The sequence below is a fragment of the Streptomyces sp. NPDC005393 genome (genome assembly GCF_040606675.1).
Taxonomy (GTDB): domain Bacteria; phylum Actinomycetota; class Actinomycetes; order Streptomycetales; family Streptomycetaceae; genus Streptomyces.
Genome location: NZ_JBEXFG010000001.1, coordinates 260,445 through 281,657 on the forward strand (window position 1 = coordinate 260,445; position 21,213 = coordinate 281,657).

A 21,213-nucleotide genomic window follows, 5' to 3' on the forward strand; every position below is an offset into this window, starting at 1 on the left:
CGCCCGGTGACCATGTCGAAGACCGACCGGTCCTTCTGGCCGTCGAGCAGGAACCTCGGCGGTGCCATGCCGTCCGGGAAAGCGGGCATTCCATCGGGCCGGCCGCCCCAGATCTTGTACCGGGCCACCCCGGTGTCCTTCATCCAGGCTCCAGCCACCGGTGCCGTACGGACCGCGCAGGCGCAGCCGCGCCAGCAGGCCGCGCACAGAGAACGGGATACCGCTCGGCGTCGGCAGACCACCCGTCGCGACCAGCTGCCCCGGCAGGGACAGATGCGGATCGCGGGCGAGGTCGGTGACGCACTCCGGATCCGCTACACGCGGATCGCGGACCTGCTGACCAAGGCCCGCGCCTGCCACGAAGCCCTCGGCACGCTGGACGACTTCACCGCGTACCTGGCCGGGCTCCGCCGCGGAGCAGAAGCGCAAGCGCAACCTGATGCGCATCCTGGACCAGCGGGGGCTGTGACCAGCCGGGTGGGTCCCACCGGGGCATGCCCGGCAGTGCGAGTCGGGGCTGGTGATACGCGGTGGATGTGGACCCGCGTAGAGGGCGTCGGGCGGTTCCCGGGTTCGGCGCCGGGCTCGGTGGGGGACGCGGCGGCCCGGGGAGCTCCGCAGTCAGCGGATGAGCAGCGTAATGATCAACGGGATGGCTCCGGTGAGAAGTGTCAGAGTCATTGAGGCGATGGTCTGGTTGTTGACCACGCCGGTCGGGCTTCCGCTCACACGACTGAACAAGTCGAAAAGTCGCATACTTTCCTCATCGACCTGACCGGATCCGATGGGCGGCTGTTGAGGCAGGGCTCGTTTGAGGCGACGCAGCGACGCGATTCTCTTTTCCGTTACGGTGGCGGACAGGCGCCAGTGTGAATAAAGCCCGAACAGGGCAACCGAGAGCATGAGGGTAATCGCCAGTCCCCACTTGATGATGGCGAACACCCTGTCTCCCGGTACATACCGGGAAATGTATACGGCCGGCGCGAAGGCGATCGTGCCTCCCAGGGCAGCCCAGGCCGTCACTATCCGGTACCAGCGTGACAGGCACTCGATCCCGGGCGTATTGGCCGGGGACATCCACCAAAGTCTGATGTGCCCGCGCCGGGTGATGAGCCTGGAGAGCCGTGCCGCTCTGAGGATCCAGTACAGACAGTTGGCACCCGCGGCCCCCGTGAGCGCCACAGACATGTAGGAGGCCAGGCCGATGTACAGGTGGTCGGTTAACCGGTGGATGGTCGAGAGCCCGAAGAGGGTGACGACCGCGATGACTGAGCCCAGGAGCATATAACGTAACTGGCGCCGTTGGGGGTTGCCCCGATCGAGCCATGCGTGCAGCTCGGCGCGGCCTCGAATGGTCAGCATCTCGTCGATGCTCTGGGTGATCGCGTTGAAGAGGCGACAGCCGCTCCACTGGCACAGCACAACGACGAAGTTGACCGCGCAGTAGTAGGCCAGCCAGCCGAAATAGGGCACCATTCGCGAGGTCTTCGCCGGGTGCAGCATTTGCTCGACGGCTGCGAGCAGGAGTGGCGAGACGTTCACCACGATGAAGGGGACGCACCGCTTCGGGGACCATGTGTTGCGTTGGCCCGCGGTGCGAATCCCGAACAGCCGCAGCACCGTCATCTGTGAAATGTCGGAAGGATATCTGTCGCGGAGATCTCCAAGGGCGGGCACTGCTCGTTCCTCAGGTGTCGAGTCGGCCGCCGCCGCGTTGAACCTCGGCTCGGCGCCGGTCGGGCCGAACGTGCCGGTCGCGCCGATCATGTGGCGGAACGGAGGGCCGGAGATGACTCCCAATTCCGGAATGATCCCTTCCTTCCATAACATGGCCCCTCGAAGCACCTTCCCCCTAAATGTGTTGAACCAAAACCTTGTTGGGGTGACCTACGGCGATTGCCGCAGAAGTCGTTCCATCGTGGGACCGAGATGAGCGCCGCGACGGCACAAGGGCCCGACGACCGGTCCTAGCCGATCGCTGCCTGCATGATCCGCTTGGCGATCCGGGCCCCCGGCCCCGCCGTCTGCCGAGCCGCTCGCGCCCTGGTCCTCCACGACCACCGCCACGGCCATCTGTTTGCCCCTCCGCCGCGCCGGGCGTACGAGGTGAACCAGCTGGTCTCCGCGCCGCCCGCGCCGCCACGCGCGGTGGCGGGCTTGCCGCCGAGCTCCGCGCCGTCGATCCGGGCTGCGCTGCCCGCGCCGCGCGCGACGACGTCTGCCATCGCCGTGCGCAGCTGGCCGGCCGTATCCGCGCTGACGACCTGGGTCGTGGTGGGCTTCGCGCCGTCGCGCAGCACCTTGCCGTCGCCGTCCGTCACCCGTGAGACCACGTGCGGTGCGACCAGCTTGCCGCCGTTCGCCAGGGCCGCGGACACCATCGCCATCTGGAGCGGTGTCGCCGTCACGTTGGACTGCCCCATGCCCGAGAGGGCGGCCTGCGCCTTGCTCATGCCGTTCGGGTACAGGCTCTCGCCGGCCCGTGCGGGCACGAGCTGCTCCTTGGCATTGAAGCCGAACTTCTCCGCTGTGCTCCGCACCGTCTCCTGGCCGAGATCGGAGGCCAGCTTCGCGAAGACGCTGTCGCAGGAGTCGCGCAGCGCGACGCGCAGGCTGACGTTCTCGCAGTGGGCCCCGCCGTTGTCGTTCTTGAGTACGGTGGCGGTGCCGGGGAGGGCGTACGGCTCCGGGCTGTTCGTCGCCTCGTCGATCGACCCGTACAGGCCGTGCTCCAGCGCCGCCGCCATCGGCACCCGTGCGGGCAGGTGCGCGGTGCTGGCGCCAGGTCGCTGATGCTGCCGACGCGCTCAGGCAGCCCCCTCATGTGCCTTAGCGGTGTGGAGGGGGCCAGCCCGTTCGGGTCGGCGAGGTGGGTCGACACCCGCTTGAGGAGAGAGGTGGGGATGCCCTGCCGGTGGCCTGCGGCTTCTCTGGTCGAGCCAACGTGTCCGGATACGCCCGCTAGCCGCCCTTGTTGACCGTGGCTGACCCCTGCATCTGGCACGGATGTGGCACGCGGCCCGAGCTACATCCTCAGTCTTCGCCCGGTCCCGTTGAAGTAGTGCATGCGGCCATCCTCTCCGACGTGCGCCGGCGCCTCCTGCGCTTTCGCAGGTCTGGGCAGTCTCCGCTGCGTACGATCCGCGCAGTCTCCGTTGCGCACGATCCGCTATCGATCGACAACGGTCAGTTCCCGAGCGTGGGATGGTAGTCCGGCTTCAGTGAACCTGCACATAAAATGCGCAGCTGCGGCACGGGGTGCGTTGGATCCGCACAAGAGCCTGCCGGGTGGTGCTCTCTTGGTGCGGAGAGTGTCCCGTTCGGAACCACCGTGGCAATACCCGTCACCTCCCAGTGTCGCGCAGCATGTAGAGAAGCTGTCGTCATTTTGTGTTCACACCTGCACGGATGAGTAGCCTTGCGTTCAACTGCTGTGGTGGGAGTGTCGATTGATTGGATGCCCGGCGCGCTCCGTGATTTGATCCTTCGCGCCGCCCGGGGTCGCGCGACGGTTTCCGGAAACGGATGTCGCACGCCCGCGGTAGCGGCCCGCCGTCCCCCAGCGGGGCCGCTCCCCCTTTTGGAACATCCATGCGAAGGAACTCATCATGAACTCCGCTCCCCAGATTCAGACCGTTGAGATCTCCGATGCCGAGCTCGACAACGTCTCCGGCGGCGTGAGCCCGCACGCCAGCGTCACCGCCGGCTCCACGACGGTCAGCGACTCGAGTGTCCTGGCTCAGGTCGACGCGGCCAAGAACGAGGCCATGGGCGCCAGCGGCCAGTTCCCCCACCAGGTCGGCGCCGTCGTCTCCTTCTGATCGGCAGCCTGGCCGCCGGTCGGTGAGGTCCCTTCCAGCCCAACGGTGTGGTGGGGGCCGGAAAGGCGGATGCAGGCTGTAGGGAACGACAAGGCTCCTGGCAGGCACGGGTTCTCGATCAAGATCACCCGTGCCTGGCAGGAGCTTCGCGTGCTCGTCCACCCGCCGCCGGTCTATCTGCCCACGCGGTCGGCGACGGTGGGGGAGAAGACAGCCTCGCAGTTGTGGCCCTGGCCATGGTCCAGCGTGACGAGGGCGTCCCGCCGGATGAGGAACTGCGGCTTGCCCTGCGGTGGGCGGTCGTGCCCGCAAACCATGACACCGAAGTGCCGGCGGGGCTCAAGGCCGCGTTCGACTGGCTGAGCACGTCAGACCGGCCGGTCACCGACCTCAACAAGCCGGAAGTCTTCCGGGACGTGCACGTGAATCGCGTGGGCACGTAACCGATCGGCGCTCCGACGGCAGCGCACGGGAGCGGCGCCTCACGGCCCTCCCCACGCGTGTGCGGCGCACGTCCGGCCGGGCGCAGGAGCGCGCCGTCAGATCTTGATGACGGTGACGCGTCCGCAGCACAGTGCCAGGGCGCGCACCAGCCAGGCCGGGGCAGACGTCTGGCCCCTTCCGAAGAAGGCCGTAGCTGTGTGGGCTCAGGGCATCACGACAGCGTTGTGGGATTGCGGGACCTGAGAAGGCAAGCTCCTCGGCCCCACGGAGGAGGCGACGGCTGACGCCGCACCGCCTTCACCCTTGCCGCCGTTGGTGTCGTCGCTCCTGATGTTGGCCATCCACGTGACGACCGTGGGGGCGACCCTCTCACCTATGGGTGTGGTCCTGGATACAGTGGGTAGCCACAGCGTGCTCGACCACCTCGACCGGAGGCAGACGTGGCCCGTGCCTGGGAGGCTGACCCGTCCGCGTTATTCGAGCGTCGGCTGGGGAAGTCGGCCGAAGAGCTCGGGAACTCCGACGGCAATGACGAGTGTCCGGACATCTGGCAGCTCGACAACGGTGATGTGGCTGTGATCGGCAGGGATCTGACAGCCGTCTACGGCCCCCGCCTGCCGCAGGGCGTGCACCTCGCTCCGGATGAGCGGCTGGTCGTCATTCCAGGGAACATGGTCAGCGCGGCAAAGAAGGACATCCCCGATGCTTGACCTCCTCGCCCCCGATCTCGTTCCCGAGCAGGGCGATCGGCTCACCCGCACCGCCTACAAGCAGGACTTCCGGCAACGGGAGGACGCGGTCCGTGACGGGAGTTCCTGGAAGCTGGAGTGCCGACAGCACTTCGAGGAGCAGGGCAGTCCGAGCCGGGACGCCCTGCGCCGGGGTGACTGGGAGGAGGCGCTTCGGCTCCTCGCCGACCGGCGCGACACCTTGGCCGCGACCGCTCAGGAGGACGAGCGCAGGGGGGTATGCCTTTCACCGGGTGCGGGTGGTCGAGAGGCCACTGACGCCGTATGTGCAGTGGGAACTCCACTCCCAGCGGCAGCGTGCGGAGTACGGGCAGCGGATCAGGGTCGTCCCCGCCGCGCAGGTGGCCGCCTCGGAGGACACCGGTCCGCTTCCGGAAGTGGTTGTGCTGGGCGGCCGCACCCTCTTCCAAGTCCTGTACACCGAAGCAGGAGTTGCGAACGGCGCGATCCGCTACACCGACCGTGACCTTGTCGAGCGCTGGGAGAACTACATCAAGGCGCTCTACGCGGTGGGTGAAGAGGTGATCTCCTACTTCGACCGCGAGGTGGCGCACCTTGATCCTCCGACGCTGAGCGCGGGAAGGGAGTAGGCCGATCACAGCGTCAGGCGGACAGGACGAGCACTTCGGCAGCGCCCACTCCGAGCTGTCGGGATCCTCACGTGACGTCGTCCAGGCGAGAAGTGTCCACGGAGGCATCCACTTCCACGCGCAGGGCACACCGGACCCGGGGAGCTCCTCCAGCCCCGTCCCACCCCGTTACCGGCCGACGTGGGCGGATTCGTCAACCGAACCGATGAGCTTGGCCAGTTGAATGCCGTCCTCACCAGCGAGGACGGCGATCCGCTTGTCGTCTCGGTATACGTGATCGCCGGCACCGCCGGCGCCGGAAAGACATCGCTGGCACTGCGCTGGGCACACCAGGTCCGGGAGCGTTTCCCGGATGGCCAGCTGTACGCCAATCTGCGCGGCTACGACCCCGGAGAGCCGGTCGCGGCACGCGAAGCCCTGCACCGCCTGCTGACCCGGCTCGGTGTCCCGGCCGAAGCCGTACCGCAGGACCTCGACGCGGCCGCAGCGTTATACCGCTCGTTGCTGGCCGACCGCCGGGTACTGGTTGTCCTGGACAACGCGGCGACTGTCGGCCAGGTCAGGCCGATGCTGCCGGGGAGCGCGCACAGCCTGGTGCTGGTCACCAGCCGTAGCCGTCTGTCCGGCCTCGCTGTCCGCGACGGGGCCCGCCGGCTCACGCTTGGCGTGCTGCCGGAGCCGGAGGCGGTTGCTCTGCTGCGCGTCGTCACCGCGGGATACCGGCCGGTCGATGACGAACGGCAGCTCGCCGAACTGGCCCGGCTGTGCGCACGACTTCCGCTCGCTCTGCGGATAGCCGCGGAACGCGCCGCCAGTCACCCCCACCTACGGCTGACTAACCGAAACAAGCTGAAGCACCGACCGAGGCGGAGGCCGACGTGGACAGGGGCGGGGCCGCTGATTCGGCGGCGCTCATCTTCTTGGCTGATTCCCAGCCTCCGCCTCCCGGCCGATCAGCCGCAAGATTCGCAAGTTGAACCGGTGAGCGGTTCCGAAAGATCGATTTAAAGATCGTCAAAGTCTCCTGCGGTCATGCCTGCCTTGAAGGCTCGCCACTCTCCGGAAGAGAAGCAGAGATGCGGGCCGGATGGATTCTTTGAATCACGAACGGCCACCCCTCCACCGGGGAGGGGCGCCAGCTCGAAGCACTGGCCGTTGTTCGCGGTGAAGCTGCTCTTCTGCCAGGTGAGGGAGGCAGGGTCGATCGAGTAGAGGTCTATCTTCTCCATCAGTCAGCTTTCCCTGTTTCTCGTGTGAGCGATGACGTCGCGGCTCTCCTCCGGGGAGAGGGCCGCGTCGGTGAGACTGCGGAACAGTCGGTGCAGGCGTCGCAGGTCCCGTGGGTCGTCCATCGTCAAGCTACCAGCCACCGACTCGCCGAAGGCCACGTCGGGAACGTCTTCGTCCGAGAACTGAAGGATCATGAACGCTGAGATCTGAGCGGCCTGTTCACCCTTCTCGTAGGGGATGACGCGAAGGTCGACACTCGGATGAGCTGAGACTTCCACCAGATGTTCCAACTGTTCCTGGTGCGTGCGCGCACCACCGACCTGAAAGTCCAGAGCAGCCTGCGCGATGACGTAGCGGCACACCAGTGGGGATTTTGTCTCGTGAAGGCAGTGCCGCTGACGCAAGCTGCGCACCTCGACAAGAGTCTCGATCTGGTCCGGACCCAGCGAGGCGAAGCCCACGCCGGTGACGGCCGTCGCATACGCCTCTGTCTGCAAGAGCCCTGGCACGATCCCGACTTGATACTCGTGGACAGTGGAGGCTGCGGCCTCGAACCCAAGGAAGCGTTCGTACTGCGCACTGATCACTTCGCCGTAAGGCGCCCACCACGACTGGCGTCGCTCCCGGGCGGCTGCGTGCAGTTCGGCAAGTTCGTCACGCTGGTCAGCGGGGACCTCGTAGAGGTCCATGAGCTGGGCGAAGTGCTGCTGGGAGCAGACCCGCTTTCCGTTCTCGATCCGGCTGATCAAGGAGACGTCGCAGCCGAGCGCCGCCGCGACTTCCGCGATGGTGAAGCGATTGGCTTCATGCCGCAGACGCCGCAGAGCCCGGCCGAACGTGACGCGAGACATCAGCAAGGTGCTGTTGCTGTTGGTCATTGCTTCTCCTTGTGCCCGCGAGTTGACCTCAAAGACCGGGCGGGTGAGGGACATTCTCGATCCCGATGTGGCCAGGAACGATCAATTGGCAACGTCTTGTCACTTGACACGATGTGTGACTTGACGATGCCTGGCTGTGGGGTGCAGCTTAGCGTTCATGACGTTATGCGCTCAACTGAACGCTGAGCGTGGCAAAACTCCGTGCGATGACTCAGAGGCACGGGTAACTGACGACCGAGCAAGTTCCCGCTCACACCTCGGAGTTCGAACTGCTCGCTGGATCGGTGGGAGCTGTCGTGAGCGAACCGTACGAAGTCAAGTTCCGCCTGTCCCGTCGACGCAACAGCGTTCCGAGGGCGCGGGCGCTGCTGCATTCCGTGCTCGCCGACTGGGGTGTCGGACAGGAGGCCGTGGATGTGGGGGAGTTGGTGTTGTCGGAGCTGGTGACCAATGCCCTGCGTGTGCGTGTGCCCAATGACCGACTGGTGGAGGTGCGGATCGCGCGGCTGGTGGATGAGGGCGTGCTACGGCTCGAAGTCAGCGACGCCGGCGGGGGCAAGCCGGAGGTGCGGAAGCCGGAAGAGGACGAGGCAGGCGGGCGAGGGCTGCTGCTCGTGGAGACGCTGGCTTATTGCTGGGGCTATGAGAGGCGCGCCTGCGGGATCGGGCGACATCTACTGGGAAGGCGACTTCCCCGAACTCCTCAACGGCAACGATTTCGAGACGTGGAAGAAGCGGGCCGAGGAGGCCGCCCGACAGTGCGCGGCCTCGGAGGCCGCGGTCGACGTCCTCAGCAACGCCGGGAGGCGGCTGACCGTCCACCCCGGAACAGCTCCCCAGGGCACCACCCTGACCGGGGACACCGTAGAGAGCGACCAGGGCAAGCGGCTCCTGGGCAAGGTGCGAGGCAAATGCGCCAAGACGGAGGGAGCGGGCACCGCGTGGATCTGGGTGGAGGACCACAGCGGCCTCTTCCACTTCCCGATGCCCTTCGCCGACATGTCGCTCGCTGCCAAGACCGACGCGCTCGCAGACCTGCTCGGGCCAGTCCTGGGGGAGTACGTCCACGTCGCCGGGATCATCGTCTCGAACGCGGCCCGCCGACGCCTGCCGCTCCCGCTGGACGAGGACGCGCTCCGCCCAGCCGCGCAGGGGTTCCGACGGGGGCTGCCCCTCGACCGGGTCCGCGAGACGATCGTGATCCCGCGGAGAATCATTCTGCCTGACCAGACGAACCTGATTGCCAGAATGTGCCATGCCGAAGCTGCCTCGCTCGACTGGGCTTTGGGGAGGCTCGGTGTTCCCGGGGGCGTGACGTCGCTGCTGGCCGACTCGTCGACACCGCGCCGGGTTTCCCCACTATGGACGCCGTGAGCTGGCCTCGGCGGTAAAAGAGCGTGGAGCTAGGCCTTGCTGGCGATGACTCCATTCGCTTCGCGGCGGCGTCACAGAATGCGATCTGAGCGCGAACACCGGCCGCGGCGCGGTCAGCGGGCCACGGCCGGGCGCTGCACGACGCCGAGCAGGAAGTCACCTATGTCTGGGATTCGGCGACCGCCACCGTACGGTCGGAGGTCTCGATGCCGCTGAGCCGCGCACTATATTTACGGGACAGCCCTTATGGAGACCCTAGGGGTGCTTTCCGTAGGCTTCATAGTTCGGCGAATTGTTCGCTCCATCGGTGCAACCTTCCATCCAGATAGCCCGGTCGCTGACGTCATCGGGCATCTGCTCACCGCACTGTTCATGGATCGTGGCCTGCGAAGGGGCTTCTGGGCCGGTGCACGACATGAGGTACTCCGCGGTGTCCGTGATGCTCCCGTCGGTGCACTCTGGACCTTTGGGCGGGGGCCGGTAGTCCTGAGCGGCCTGGACGCCAACGTCGAACGCGTCCCAGTAGGTGTCTTCCCGAGATGCTGAACATCCTGCTGCTGTGAGGACACTGATCGAAGCCAGCACAGTCCCGATGAGTAGGCGCTTCACGCCGTCTCCTTGAGAAGGGGATCTTGATGGATCAAGTGCGTCGGAGCTGTGTCGTGTGTATCGCAGATGGTGCGCGAACGCTGAGAGACAGCGAGAGAGGGCGGGAGTCAGTGAGACTGACTCCCGCCCTCTTCTGTCGGCATCCGCCCTGGTCAGAGCTTGACTTTTGCTGGCTGACTGGCGAGTGCCCCCGGCAGGATTCGAACCTGCGCACACGGCTCCGGAGCCCAGGTGAGCTCACTGGGCCTACACCCCTCTGACCTGCGCCGGAGCTGCCTGACGCCGGGCAGCTAACCAAGATCATTACGTCCCCATTGCGCAGGTGACCTGTCGGCGTAGGGATGCGCCCCGTATGGTCGGTCACATGATCTCGGGCAGCGACGGCGGGTGGGAAGACGGCGGCGACACGGGGTTCACGGCCGGGGGTACGGCGCCAGTCCTCCGAGACGCCTGCCGCTCCGCCGGCCTCGACCCGACCGGCGCCGAGTTGCTCCGCCTTGGCTCCAACGCCGTGTACCGCTTGGTCTCGGAACCGGTGATCGTCCGCATTGCTCGTGACCCTGCCCTCCTTCCTGAGATGGAACGAGCCGTAGACGTCGCCCGCTGGTTGGAGCAGTCCAACTTCCCGGCTGCGCGCGTTCCGCGGGACACCGCCCAACCTGTGGTCGTCGGTGGCAGGGTCGTGACCTTCTGGGAGAGCGTCCAGGAGCGGGAGGAGTACGCCACGGTAGGCGAACTTGCAGATCTGTTAAAGCGCCTGCACTGGCTGGAGGAGCCCGAATCCATGGGCCTGCCGTACTTCGACCCACACGCCAAGCTGGCCTCGTCCCTGGCGGGCCTGGACGGCATCTCAGACCGGGACCGAGAGTTCCTGGAGGGCCGGGCGGCCGAGCTGGCCAAGGAGTACGACCGCCTGGACTTCGTCCTTCCCTTCGGGATGATCCACGGTGACGCCAACATTGGGAACGTCCTCCGTCACCGCGACGGCCACGCCGTCCTGATCGATCTCGATGGCCTCGCCCTGGCCCCGCGTGAGTGGGACCTGATCCTCACTGCGATCTACTACGAGCGGTACGGGTGGCACACCCGCGAGGAGTATGCGGAGTTCGTCCACCGATATGGCTTCGACCTGATGAACTGGCCCGGCTACGAAACCCTCGCGGACCTCCGCGAACTGATGATGGTGGCGTGGATCGGGCACCAGGTGACGACGAGCGAGCGTTTCGCGGCCGAGTTCCATAAGCGCATGCACTCCCTTCGGACCGGTGAGGGCCGGGACACGTGGGGCGCCTTCTGAACAACCTCGGACACCGCCTGCCGACTCAACGAGCGGCAGGACCACCGGCCGCGGCTGCCACCCACAACCGGTGCTCGCCTACCTGCTCCGCGAACGCCTGGGACACCGCGTTGTCCCCTGCCGCGAGCAGATTCGCCCGGAACTCGGCCAGGTAACTCACGCATCGTGCGGACTTCAAGTTCTCCCCGAGATCCAGCGCATCCACCGCCACCCGGCAGGCCTCCTCGATGTCGTCGGCGCGTAAGTGGGCGTCGGCGAGGACCATCGTGGCGAAGAAGTCGCTCCGCACGTGGCTGCCGCTCATCGCGTTCTCGGCGTGGGCGACGGCTTGCCTCGCGCTGTTGACGTCGCGGAAGCAGTGCGCCGCTTCCGCAGCCAACTCCGCCTCATCGAAGTAGGCGATCCACTCGGGCTCGTCGTCGCTGTTCCTACCCTCCAGCGCTCGCGTCGCCGCCGCCAGAGCTCCTTCACACCCTCGGACATCCCCTGTACGGGCGAGCGCGCGAGCCTCCATCGCATGGAACTGGGCCCGGAGCGTCGGCGTCGCCACCGCCGAGATTCCCATCAGGGCGGCACGGGCGAGCGTCGCTGCCTCGGTGTAGCGGCCGAGGAAGGTGGCCTGGTGGCTCATCGCCGACAGGATGCTTCCGGCAAGGCGCCGATCGTTGGCGTCCTGGGCCAGCCGGAGGGCTTGAAGGAAGTAGCGCTGCGCGAGTCCGTGATGGCAGGCGTCGTACGACATCCAGCCGGCGAGAAGGGTCGCCTCCGCCACGGTGGAGTAGAGAGCCCTCCCCACGGCGTCGCTGTAGCCGCCGCGCAGCAGCGGAACCACCTCGGCACTGAGGTACTGGATAACGGACCGCCGAGCGTGGTCGCCGCCGAACTGGTCGTCGAGTCTGGCGAACATGTCGGCCGTGGTCTTCACCGTTGCCACGTCTCCGAGCCCCACACGCAGCCCCACCGGGCGACCGGATCGGGGCGCCGGCTCCGGTGCCACCAACCACCGTAAGGACGCTTCGTTCCACGCTGGCTCGGACGCCTCGGACTGCAACAAAGGCTCGTACCGGTTCAGGTCGGCGCTCCACAGCCGGTCAACCGTGTTGATCGCTGCGTCAGGGCTGTCGGGGTAGCTGGCGTCCAGAAGAGCGGCGTCCTCTCTGCCGTTGTGTTCCAGCCCCAGCTCATGTGGGCTGGCGCCGTATGCGTCCCCGAGCAGCGCGCCGTAGAACCCGTCCGGCACGCTGTGCCCGTTCTCCCAGCTCGCGATGCGCCGCTTGATGCTGTCGTCGGTGGGGAGTTGGTGACCGCGCTTGGCCGCGGCCTTGCGCAGTTCACGTACCAATCGCAACTGGCTCCAGCCGCGTTCGGTTCGAGCCCGGCGTAAACGCTCGCTGACGGGGTCCATAGGAGACGGCCTTTCCCTCCTCGTGGCAGTGCAAAGGGGGTGGTGCGTGGTCCTTGACCATCACGAACGTACGTGATTTACAACCCCGTTGGCAGCGGCGAACGGGATTTGTCGCCACCACTTCGGGACGACGGGGGGTGACGGGCCTCCGCGCCACACGTCATCCCCCATCACCAGTCGTCATCTGCCCTGGTCAATGCCGGTCCAGCGACTCTGAACCCACTGCGGCGCAGGCGCCGTGGGGTAGCCGACCCAAGGTGGGAAGAAGACGTGCAAACGATGACAAGGAGAGGCATCGAGTGGCTGTCGGCAGCGGCGGACGACCCGGTGATGTGCCGGGCGCTCTGGGCGGACGACCCGCGTAGCCCGTCGATGATTCCGGCCGGCCGCCTCTTCGACGTGGTGTCGGTGGAACAGCGGCTCGGCCTGGAGACGTTCGATCAGATGTGCCGCCGAGAGCTGCCATGCGGCCCGGTCATGGTCGACCACCGGGCCCGCAGGGCCGGCTTCTTCCTCAACTCCAACAGCCGCGACTGGTTCACCTACTTCCTCAGGCGTGAGACCAGCCAGCCGCCGGAGTACCGCTACCTCGGTCTCAAATCCGTTGTCGTGGTTCCGGGTCCCATGCCTCTGAGCGGCGACCGTTACGAATGGCTCCGCGCCCCGGTACGGCGTCCAGAGGCCAATCCGCTCCGTCCGATTGCCCTGGCAACAGTGCTTGTCGCAGCCGCCGAGCTACTGGCACGTGTCGACCGCTACGGCGATCGGTTCAGCTCCGCCGCTGACGCCATGGCGGCTTACCCGGAGGAGTCGACTTCCGGTGCATGAGGAATCCCGCGGCCGCCTTGACGCAGCGCGCTGGTCCCCGTTGGACAGCGACGGTTGGTACGCCGCTCGTGACGCGACAACGGCCCTCCGCGACGCATTGATCAGCGCGGGCATGGAGCGCGACTTCCCGTACCTGCGGGCCGACCTGAACGCCTTCGGCCACGGCCTGGTCGAACTGGGCCGAGTCTCACCTGCGACTGCCGAGCACCTGGCCGAGCTGCTGCGCCTGGCCCTGGCGAGCGCTGCCGCGCCTCGCCTCGACACCGAGACTGACCGCGAACCGGGGGAGTGACCTCATGACAGACCGACGCGGAGTCGTCGCCCCACGCGCCGAGAACCTGACGGCCGGCGTGAGCTATGTCCGAGGCTGGGGCGAGGCTCGACGCGGTGCCGACCGGCTCGCCGAACAACTCGTCTCGCTGGGGCTGGAGGCAGACTTCCCGGGGCTCACAGCGGACGTGAATGTGCGCGGTGACGGCCTGGTCCGGCTCGGCACGGTGCGCCCTGAAGCAGCCTTGCTCCTGGCACGGCTCATCCAGACCGGCTTGGAAGCGAGGGATCGTGAAGCGCGCTCTTCGGCGACTGCGCTGCGCTGAACAGAGAGACGCTCCTCCCTAAGAGCTTTCCACAAAGTTCGGCGGCGGCACCAGTTGCTCAGCGGATACTCGCGAGACTCCGACGTGGTGGCTGTGGGAGCCCGCGGACACGCCAGGGCAACGCGTGCATGCCGGCCCCTAATACACCATCCTCGGACTCGGCGCTGCTGCCAGTTGGGAACTCACCGGCACATAAAGCCCAAACATCCCTTTCAGCGCTACCCTCCGTCCATGACGAGCGGCCACGACTCCATGCCTCAGCCACTGCCCGCAGACGGGGACACCCTACGGATACGCGTAGACCCCGGGGGCTCCTTCGGCGAAGTCAAGCTACGGACCACCCCAAGCCTCGCCCCCGCACTGCTCGCCAGCCTCCAAGAGCACGGGGCCGAGGCCAGCTACGGCGCCGAGTTCGGCATCGACCCGGGGCACCTGCTGATCGTTGCCCTGATGATCCCTGACAGCGGGGCCTGGATGACCCTACGGACTGCCATCGACGCCATCGCTGGTCGACATCAGGCCACGCGCATCCGCATCGAACTCGGCGACCGGGCCGTGGAAATTGAAGGCAAGAGCACGGCGGACATGGAGCTCCTCCTCACCCAGGCCCGCGAGATATTCGAGTCAGACGCGCAGGAGTGGCGGCGGATCAGCGGCGGAGGCGGAGACGGCACGGCAGAGTAACCGCCAGCCTTCGCCACGACTGGAACCACGTTGGCTCACCAACTGTGCTACGGCCTGTTCCGTAACGAAGACCAATCAGGTGGTCTGCTGCTCGGCCGGGACCGGCGCCCTAGCGCCGCAGCCCGGACGGTCAGCAGACCACCCCAGTTGCGCCAACGTTCGGGAAGCTGTTAGCAGTAGCGGCCGATTAAGGCCCTGGACTGGCCGAACGGGGAAGCGGTGACTTCGTGGGGTAGGCCGCTTTCACCACGACTCCCGGCTACAGCGCTTCACGTCTTCAGTGTGCGTCACGGCTCGCGCTACGATCCGTGCGCCATAAGGGGGGCAAGTGAAGCGATTTCATGTTGGGGCAACGCTGCCAGTGTTGGCCCTACTCACTGTGGTGGGATGTTCGACGTCGGCATCTCGCGACGATATCTACTGGGACGCGTTCGATGGCGGGGCGAAGATCGCTGGGGACTATGAGCCGCCCCCCGTCGATGCAGGTTGTACCGACGGCAGCATCACCGACACTGCTCAACGGATCCTGAAATGCAGCAGATGGGACAAACCGTCACAGGACTGGGTCCGCCAGCAGTGCGGCGAGCAGATGCCCAACGATGTGGCGGACCGAACCACGTGGATGGCGGGCTGTACCGACGGCGCGAACGACTCGCCTGAGTACGAGGTTTACGGCAAGCATCCTTGAGTCCGTCGGCTAGGCAACCGAGTGGCGTCCGGGGCCGCCTCCGCCTGTCGGTCTCAACCAGGTTAGCGGCGTCGCCATGGCAGACGGCGCTGGGCGGTCGGATAGAGGACCTCTCTGATTGCTGCACCAAACTCATAGCTTGCTGCTTCGAGCTGCGCTGCATTCCTCGACTCGTGGTAGGAGAACACTGCCTCCCTGAAGCGTTCCGTCGCTTCTCGCACCGTTTCATTTGGATGACGCATCAAAGGTGCCGCGGCAGCGACTACGGCTTCCAACTTTGGCACGAGGCTGGCTGTCGCGGTCTTCATTCGCTCGCGCTCCAGAGCCAGGTACCAACCAGCACCACCGATGGCGGCGGCGATCTGTCGTCGTTCGGATCCCCTGACGAAAGCAGCTGGCGCGAGGCCCGTCACGGTGGCCAGGGCGAAGGTGCGTAGCCCCTCCAACCAGCTGCTGCGCAGTACCTTATCGGCGTCAATGGCAGCGCGGAGCCCAGCGACGGCTACCACTATGGCCTCGAACTGCGTTCCCAGGGCGTCGCGCTCCGCCTTCTCTTCGGTGCGAGCGGCGGCGCGGGAGCTGTATCGGGCGCTCAGCCAGGCCCCAAGTGCAACGGCACCAAGAGTGCCGACGAGATTGACGAGCGCGTTAACGTCCAGGTTCACAGGCTCAGCGTGTCCGGCGCCATTCCGGATAGGGGCGGCTGTTGCTGAGCCGTGACTTCCCAGGAGCCACACAGTGATCTTGCAAGCATGGCGACGGCCGCACGGGGTCGTGCGGTCCGCCCCGACGCGGGCGGCTCGGCCGCCTGGTACGCCCGCTCCCTGGACCAGGCCGCCGGACTGCATGAGGCTGCCTGCACTTGGGACATGCAGGGGCTTCATCGGTCACGCGGAGCACCGAAACCGAGTAACCGCTTCGTCGCGAAGCAACTTGGTGGGACCTTGACTTGGGTGGGTGCCCCTCACCTGTTGCGAACGTCCACTGACCTTCGCAGGTGGTTGCCTCTGTGTCGACCTTGTCACCCAGTTAGACACTCAGGGCCCGCTCGTCTTCTACGACGCTGGCGGCGTGCAGCGGGTCGCCCACGACCCCGCGGCTGGCAGGTCGCAACATCTTGCGCTTGAGGTGCACTGCTATGTGCTCGGCTGGCACTACCCAGAGACCGATCACCGTGTGGCTGTCTGAATGCCCAGGAGTATTGCCTGCTGGGCAGTCGCTCGCTCCGGCACTGCGACTGCTCCGGAGGCTGAGGGTGGCGCCGATCGTGGCCGACCGGCTCACAGACTGCGCCAGACGCCAGGCCAAGCACCTGCAAGGCGATACGTCGGTCTTACGTCAGACACACACGGAGGGGGCGCTCCTGGGTAGGCTGGGTCGCCACCAACCTAAGGATGCGACCATGCAAGACACTTCGGATGTGACCCGAAGGCTTTGGGCTCTGTGCGGAGTGCTGAGAAACGAAGGTGTGACCTATCACGAATATTTGAATGAACTTACATATTTGCTTTTCCTCAAGCTTGCTCATGAACTTGAGATGGAAAATAGAATTCCGCGCAACTGTCGCTGGGTTGAGCTTAGCGAAAGTGCCCCTGAAGACATTCTCCCTCGATACGCCGAGATGCTGAAGAATCTCGGTGCGGCTGACGACGAAGTCGTCAAAACCATCTTTGCGGATTCGAAGACAGGCATCAATTCCGGCGAATCCCTGATGCAGCTAGTCCAGGGCATCGAGGATATTGACTGGTATCGAGCGCGGCAAAATGGCCTTGGTGACGTCTACGAAGGGCTGATTCAGAAGAACGCGCAGGAGTCTCGTTACGGTGCCGGCCAGTACTTCACGCCTCGACCAGTGGTTGAGGCACTTGTTCATGTCACTGCGCCGAGTAACGACGACGTTGTGTACGATCCTGCCGCAGGCACCGGTGGGTTCCTGGTGGCCGCAGGCTTGGGTGCTGCGGCCCGCAACATTTCGCCTCCTAAATTGGTTGGCATTGAGTTGGTTCGGGACGTGCAGCGTATGGCGCTCATGAATCTTTTGCTGCACGGGCTCGAGGGGAAGATTATTCTCGGTGATGCTTTGCATCACGATGTGGGCGAGAACGGCTACTCAGTCTGCCTCACGAATCCGCCCTTCGGTGCAAAGGGTGCTCTAACTGCGGAGCAGAACGAGAGGCTTGAGTACCAAACCTCGAACAAACAGTTGGCATTTTTGCAGCACGTCTATCAGAACCTGGCTAAGGGGGGGCGTGCTGCGATTGTCGTTCCTGACAACGTTCTGTTCGAGGGAGGGACGGCCGCAGCTGTACGGACCAAGCTTCTGGAAAGCTACAGAGTCCATACCATTCTGAGTCTCCCGACAGGCATCTTTTACGCGACCGGCGTCAAAACTTCAGTGCTATTCTTTTGCGCCGATGGCACCACTGAAGAAACGTGGTTCTATGACTTGCGTTCGGGCCAGACGAGCTTCGGCAAGAGAAGGCAGCTACTGGCTAGTGACTTGAACGAATTCATCTCAGCCTATGGTGCAGATGCGTTCGGGAAAAGCCCTCGGATTGAAACGGATCGATTTAAGCGGCTAACGCGTGAAGAACTCATCGCGCGTGGTGATCGTCTCGACTTCGCGCACGTGAAATCTACTGATAGGTCGGCAGGTTCAAGTAGTATTGCAGAGCTTCTCGATGACACCAGAAGCCTGCGCGAGGAACTCGACAGCGCGTTGTCTGGAATTTCTGAGATTGAGAAGATTCTTACGCGTCACTTCCAGGACCGCGAAGGGGAGGCACTCGGGCGATGATAATTCCAGATGCTTTCCCTGCTGCATGGCGCTTCTGCCTGGTTAAAGAAGCCGGCGAGACTCTGGTTGGCCAACAACGTTCACCAGAGACTACAAGCGGCCCAGCAGATGATCAAAGGAACTATCTGCGTGTTGCGAACGTTCGTGATGACGCGCTGGATCTGCAGGACCTAGCAACAATGAGCTTCGACACTGATGCTAGAGAGAAGTACAGGCTTGTAGACGGAGACATTCTCCTATGTGAGGGGCAGAGTCGTGAGCTGGTAGGGCGAGCGGCGATGTATCGATCCGAACCTGAGGAGCTCTACTTCCAGAACACGCTTATTAGGTTCCGTGCTCACCGTGAAATTCTGCCAGAGTTTGCGCTTCTGGTCTTCAGGGCTTACCAGCACTCAGGTGTTTTCACAGAGATTGCCAAGGCTACTACCAATATCGCTCACCTCGGACTTCGGCGCTTCCAAGAGCTACCTTTCCCATTGCCTCCCCGAATTACTCAGGAGGCAATCATTGATTGCGCCCGCGACATACAGAGTTCCATCGACGCCGCTCTCGCGGCGATGAGTAACATCATTGACACAGCAACCGGCCTTCCGGGGACGGCGAGAAACATCCTCATCTTGGAGGGCGCGGAGCTTGGAGCGCCTGGAAAGTCAGATCCGAAAACGCGGATAACTTGGCAACAAGCGGCAGATGTTGTAGCTGAAGATTCACCCATTGTCTATGGGATTCTTCAACCCGGGCCTGACATTGACGATGGTTCAGGCGTTCCGTATGTTCGCGGCCAGGACTTGCAAGACGGGTTTATTCTGCAGGATCAACTTAGGAAGACATCACAATCGATCGCTCAGCGATATAAGAGGTCATCGCTGAAGCCGGGTGATGTGCTACTTGGGATCATCCGCAGTCTGCGTGTTGCCGTCGTACCGCAAGAGCTCAGCGGGGCAAATATCACTCAGGGAACTGCCCGGATAAGACCCAGCGATCATGTGGATAGCGACTACCTAGCGCATTGGCTATCAAGCTCGGCTGCACAAGAGTGGCTTCGAAGTCGATTGCGCGGTATCGACATGCCTGGGTTGAATCTGCGCGATGTCAGGCAGTTGCCTGTACCAGTACGGGATCTTAGTACTCAACGTCAGATCGCCGAAGCCTTGAATGAGGTGACCTCGGCACACCAGAGCGTCATCAGGGATGCGCAAAGCGCCGTCGGCCGGCTCCAAGCACTGGAGCGTGAGTTCACCGCATCCTGTGCTTTTGGAGAAATGGCCAGGTGGATTACACAGAGGACAGCGGGCGACGAGAGTGAGGAATTGTCATCGCTGATCCTGACCCAGGTAAAGGAAGCAGCTTCAAAGCAGCGTAAGAAGCCTGCTTCTAGGTCGCCGCGGTCCAGCAAGAATGGGAGCAAGCGGATTAGTCTCAAATCCAGCACCAGTCCGGAAGAGATCCTAGCCGTGCTGCAAGAGGCTTCGGGGCCTTTGGATCCAGAACACCTATTCCGGCAGCTTTCCCTTGCCGATAGCGCCGTTGATAGCTTCTACGCCGCGTTGCGTGAGCTGAAGCAGTTGCGCCAGCTTGAAATAGCACGACCGAACGACACGGATGTCAAGATTTCGGTGGCAGAATAGATGCGCATCACACGTGTGAAAGTAGAGTCGTTCAAGAACCTGCAAGACTTCGAGATCCAACTCGACGAAAATGCCGCCGTATCCGTACTAGTGGGACGTAACGGCAGCGGAAAGTCCAATCTCCTCGAGGCTTTAACAATCATTTTTCGTGACCTTGACCTCGGGCGGCGGCCTGACTTTTCGTTCGAGTTGGATTATCTCATCAAAGGAAATGCAGTTTCCATTTCCTCGGAGCGGTCTCGAACCGGCCACAGTGTTAAATGCAGTGTGAATGGCCGCTCAATGAGTTTCGCCAAGTTCTCAGGCGAAGATGGTCGAGGGTACCGCCCCCAGCATGTATTCGGATACTACTCCGGGCCGAGCAATCGGCTTGAAGAGCACTTCATTCCTCATCAGGAGCGTTTCTACAAGGATCTCCTTGACGGCATCGAGAGGCCGTTGCGGCCTCTTTTCTATGCACGTAATGTGCACTCAAACTTTGTTCTCCTGGCCTTCTTCTTAGATGATGACCCTGTAGTCCTGCGGTTGCTGCGTGACCATCTGGGTATCGAAGGCTTGGACTCGGTGCTTTTTGAGATGCAGAAGCCCTCATGGCCTGGCAAGAACGGCGATGAACGGTTTTGGAACGCGCGTGGCACGGTTAGGGCCTTACTCGATCGCCTCTACCGTCTCTCACTAGCGCCAATGAGGCTGGAACGCAAGGTGAGAACGGGGTTGGCCCGATCCTCGCAAACGGAGCACCTCTACCTTTACCTTGAGGGTCTATTGGAGGCCAAAGAGCTTAGAGCTGCCTACGCAAGTAACGGGGACTTCTTCAAAGCCCTCGAAAGTACTTACATCTCCGAACTCATCCATGACGTACGCATCAGGGTGAGAACCAGTAGGTCATCCTCTCCTCTCACATTCCGGGAGTTGAGCGAGGGGGAGCAGCAGCTTCTTCTTGTCCTTGGATTGATGAGATTCACGCGAGAGGAAGAATCCCTGTTTCTGCTGGATGAGCCTGACACACATCTGAACCCGGCCTGGAGCGTGCAATACCGGAAGTTCCTCGGCGAGTTTGGTGGGCTTGACGACGGTTGTCAGGTTCTGATGGCAACCCATGACCCGCTCGTTGTAGCCGGCCTACTCAGGCAGGACGTTCGCATTCTTGAACGGCATGCCGACGGGCGTATAAGCGCCGTGGAGCCGTTGGAGGACCCTCAAGGAATGGGAGTCGGAGCGCTTCTAACGAGTGACGTTTACGGGTTGAGGTCTCAACTCGACCTCGAGACGCTCGACAAGCTAGATGAGAAGCGACTGCTGTCGGCTCGTCCTGACGACCAATTGACTTCCGAGGAGCAGGACAGGCTAAATCAACTCGGTAATGAGCTTAGGCATCTCGGTCTTTTGATGGAAGACAGGGACCCGGAGTTTCACGCCTATCTCAAAGCTAAATCGGCGAGTCATACCACGCAGCGTCGTCTTTCTTTCACACGGGAGGAAGTAGAGGAGAACTTCGAAGACGCTGTGGCGCTATTGAATGAGATCGAAGAGCAGGAAGGCTAGTACTGTCGGGGGCGGTTCTTGATTTTCATTGATCGGCAGGAAGTGATCGC

General features: G+C 63.9%; 21 protein-coding genes and 1 pseudogene. 16 read left to right on the plus strand and 6 right to left on the minus strand.

Going from position 1 to position 21,213, the window contains the following annotated elements; all coding sequences use genetic code 11:
- Window positions 1-621: 621 nt before the first annotated feature.
- Entirely contained in the window at window positions 622-1,830 is a 1,209-nt protein-coding gene (locus ABZS71_RS01285) for a hypothetical protein (protein WP_356206505.1), read from the minus strand.
- A 137-nt stretch (window positions 1,831-1,967) separates the two neighbouring features.
- Entirely contained in the window at window positions 1,968-2,747 is a 780-nt protein-coding gene (locus ABZS71_RS01290; RefSeq protein ID WP_356206507.1) for a penicillin-binding transpeptidase domain-containing protein, read from the minus strand.
- An 861-nt stretch (window positions 2,748-3,608) separates the two neighbouring features.
- Here ABZS71_RS01290 and ABZS71_RS01295 point away from each other — a divergent pair.
- The 5 genes from ABZS71_RS01295 (at window position 3,609) to ABZS71_RS01315 (ending at window position 6,612) form a co-directional block, all read left to right on the plus strand.
- Window positions 3,609-3,821, plus strand: coding sequence for a hypothetical protein (locus ABZS71_RS01295; RefSeq protein ID WP_355857189.1), 213 nt, complete (start codon window positions 3,609-3,611; stop codon window positions 3,819-3,821).
- A 224-nt stretch (window positions 3,822-4,045) separates the two neighbouring features.
- A complete protein-coding gene (locus ABZS71_RS01300) occupies window positions 4,046-4,264 on the plus strand; it encodes a hypothetical protein (RefSeq protein ID WP_356206509.1) in 219 nt (72 codons plus the stop codon).
- 441 nt (window positions 4,265-4,705) lie between these two features.
- Window positions 4,706-4,975 (plus strand): hypothetical protein, encoded by a 270-nt coding sequence (locus ABZS71_RS01305; RefSeq protein ID WP_355857183.1) that lies wholly within the window; start codon window positions 4,706-4,708, stop codon window positions 4,973-4,975.
- A gap of 173 nt (window positions 4,976-5,148) precedes the next feature.
- A complete protein-coding gene (locus ABZS71_RS01310; protein ID WP_356206511.1) occupies window positions 5,149-5,604 on the plus strand; it encodes a DUF6879 family protein in 456 nt (151 codons plus the stop codon).
- 180 nt (window positions 5,605-5,784) lie between these two features.
- Window positions 5,785-6,612 carry an AAA family ATPase gene (locus ABZS71_RS01315; protein ID WP_356206514.1) on the plus strand — a complete coding sequence of 276 codons (828 nt, stop codon included), beginning with the start codon at window positions 5,785-5,787 and terminating at the stop codon, window positions 6,610-6,612.
- Here the strand turns inward: ABZS71_RS01315 and ABZS71_RS01320 are convergent.
- Both ABZS71_RS01320 and ABZS71_RS01325 read right to left on the minus strand, forming a co-directional pair.
- Window positions 6,609-6,833, minus strand: coding sequence for a DUF397 domain-containing protein (locus tag ABZS71_RS01320; protein WP_356206516.1), 225 nt, complete (start codon window positions 6,831-6,833; stop codon window positions 6,609-6,611). The two genes, ABZS71_RS01315 and ABZS71_RS01320, sit on opposite strands and share 4 nt — an antisense overlap.
- 3 nt (window positions 6,834-6,836) lie before the next feature.
- Window positions 6,837-7,712: a helix-turn-helix transcriptional regulator gene (locus ABZS71_RS01325; RefSeq protein ID WP_356206519.1), complete on the minus strand. Its 876-nt coding sequence runs from the start codon at window positions 7,710-7,712 to the stop codon at window positions 6,837-6,839.
- A gap of 296 nt (window positions 7,713-8,008) precedes the next feature.
- Here ABZS71_RS01325 and ABZS71_RS01330 point away from each other — a divergent pair.
- The 3 genes and pseudogenes from ABZS71_RS01330 to ABZS71_RS01340 all read left to right on the plus strand — a co-directional run.
- Window positions 8,009-8,332 (plus strand): annotated as a pseudogene (locus ABZS71_RS01330) (ATP-binding protein); the annotation flags it as partial.
- Between the two features lie 22 nt (window positions 8,333-8,354).
- Window positions 8,355-9,086, plus strand: coding sequence for a hypothetical protein (locus ABZS71_RS01335; RefSeq protein WP_356206883.1), 732 nt, complete (start codon window positions 8,355-8,357; stop codon window positions 9,084-9,086).
- A 973-nt stretch (window positions 9,087-10,059) separates the two neighbouring features.
- Entirely contained in the window at window positions 10,060-10,992 is a 933-nt protein-coding gene (locus ABZS71_RS01340) for an aminoglycoside phosphotransferase family protein (protein ID WP_356206522.1), read from the plus strand.
- Between the two features lie 25 nt (window positions 10,993-11,017).
- Here ABZS71_RS01340 and ABZS71_RS01345 read toward each other — a convergent pair whose 3' ends face one another.
- Window positions 11,018-12,271 carry a hypothetical protein gene (locus ABZS71_RS01345; RefSeq protein WP_356206850.1) on the minus strand — a complete coding sequence of 418 codons (1,254 nt, stop codon included), beginning with the start codon at window positions 12,269-12,271 and terminating at the stop codon, window positions 11,018-11,020.
- A gap of 396 nt (window positions 12,272-12,667) precedes the next feature.
- On the opposite strand from ABZS71_RS01345, the gene ABZS71_RS01350 reads away from it, so the two are divergent.
- The 5 genes from ABZS71_RS01350 to ABZS71_RS01370 all read left to right on the plus strand — a co-directional run bounded on the left by ABZS71_RS01350 (window position 12,668) and on the right by ABZS71_RS01370 (window position 15,193).
- A complete protein-coding gene (locus tag ABZS71_RS01350) occupies window positions 12,668-13,225 on the plus strand; it encodes a bifunctional DNA primase/polymerase (RefSeq protein ID WP_356206525.1) in 558 nt (185 codons plus the stop codon).
- Complete coding sequence (locus ABZS71_RS01355; RefSeq protein ID WP_356206528.1) at window positions 13,218-13,517, plus strand: hypothetical protein; 300 nt, start codon at window positions 13,218-13,220, stop codon at window positions 13,515-13,517. Before ABZS71_RS01350 ends, ABZS71_RS01355 begins: the two co-directional genes overlap by 8 nt.
- 4 nt (window positions 13,518-13,521) lie before the next feature.
- The gene (locus ABZS71_RS01360; RefSeq protein WP_356206530.1) at window positions 13,522-13,821 is read left to right on the plus strand and encodes a hypothetical protein; all 300 of its coding nucleotides are present in this window, start codon (window positions 13,522-13,524) and stop codon (window positions 13,819-13,821) included.
- A gap of 231 nt (window positions 13,822-14,052) precedes the next feature.
- Window positions 14,053-14,505 carry a hypothetical protein gene (locus ABZS71_RS01365; RefSeq protein WP_356206532.1) on the plus strand — a complete coding sequence of 151 codons (453 nt, stop codon included), beginning with the start codon at window positions 14,053-14,055 and terminating at the stop codon, window positions 14,503-14,505.
- Between the two features lie 328 nt (window positions 14,506-14,833).
- The gene (locus ABZS71_RS01370) at window positions 14,834-15,193 is read left to right on the plus strand and encodes a hypothetical protein (protein WP_356206535.1); all 360 of its coding nucleotides are present in this window, start codon (window positions 14,834-14,836) and stop codon (window positions 15,191-15,193) included.
- A gap of 62 nt (window positions 15,194-15,255) precedes the next feature.
- Here ABZS71_RS01370 and ABZS71_RS01375 read toward each other — a convergent pair whose 3' ends face one another.
- Window positions 15,256-15,858 carry a hypothetical protein gene (locus ABZS71_RS01375; RefSeq protein ID WP_356206538.1) on the minus strand — a complete coding sequence of 201 codons (603 nt, stop codon included), beginning with the start codon at window positions 15,856-15,858 and terminating at the stop codon, window positions 15,256-15,258.
- Window positions 15,859-16,661: 803 nt separating this feature from the next.
- Between ABZS71_RS01375 and ABZS71_RS01380 the strand changes: the two genes are divergently transcribed.
- The 3 genes from ABZS71_RS01380 to ABZS71_RS01390 are packed head-to-tail and all read left to right on the plus strand — an operon-like array spanning window position 16,662 to window position 21,163.
- Window positions 16,662-17,990 carry an N-6 DNA methylase gene (locus tag ABZS71_RS01380; protein ID WP_356206540.1) on the plus strand — a complete coding sequence of 443 codons (1,329 nt, stop codon included), beginning with the start codon at window positions 16,662-16,664 and terminating at the stop codon, window positions 17,988-17,990.
- Window positions 17,987-19,618 (plus strand): restriction endonuclease subunit S, encoded by a 1,632-nt coding sequence (locus ABZS71_RS01385; protein ID WP_356206542.1) that lies wholly within the window; start codon window positions 17,987-17,989, stop codon window positions 19,616-19,618. Before ABZS71_RS01380 ends, ABZS71_RS01385 begins: the two co-directional genes overlap by 4 nt.
- The gene (locus ABZS71_RS01390) at window positions 19,619-21,163 is read left to right on the plus strand and encodes an AAA family ATPase (protein ID WP_356206544.1); all 1,545 of its coding nucleotides are present in this window, start codon (window positions 19,619-19,621) and stop codon (window positions 21,161-21,163) included.
- Window positions 21,164-21,213: the final 50 nt, after the last annotated feature.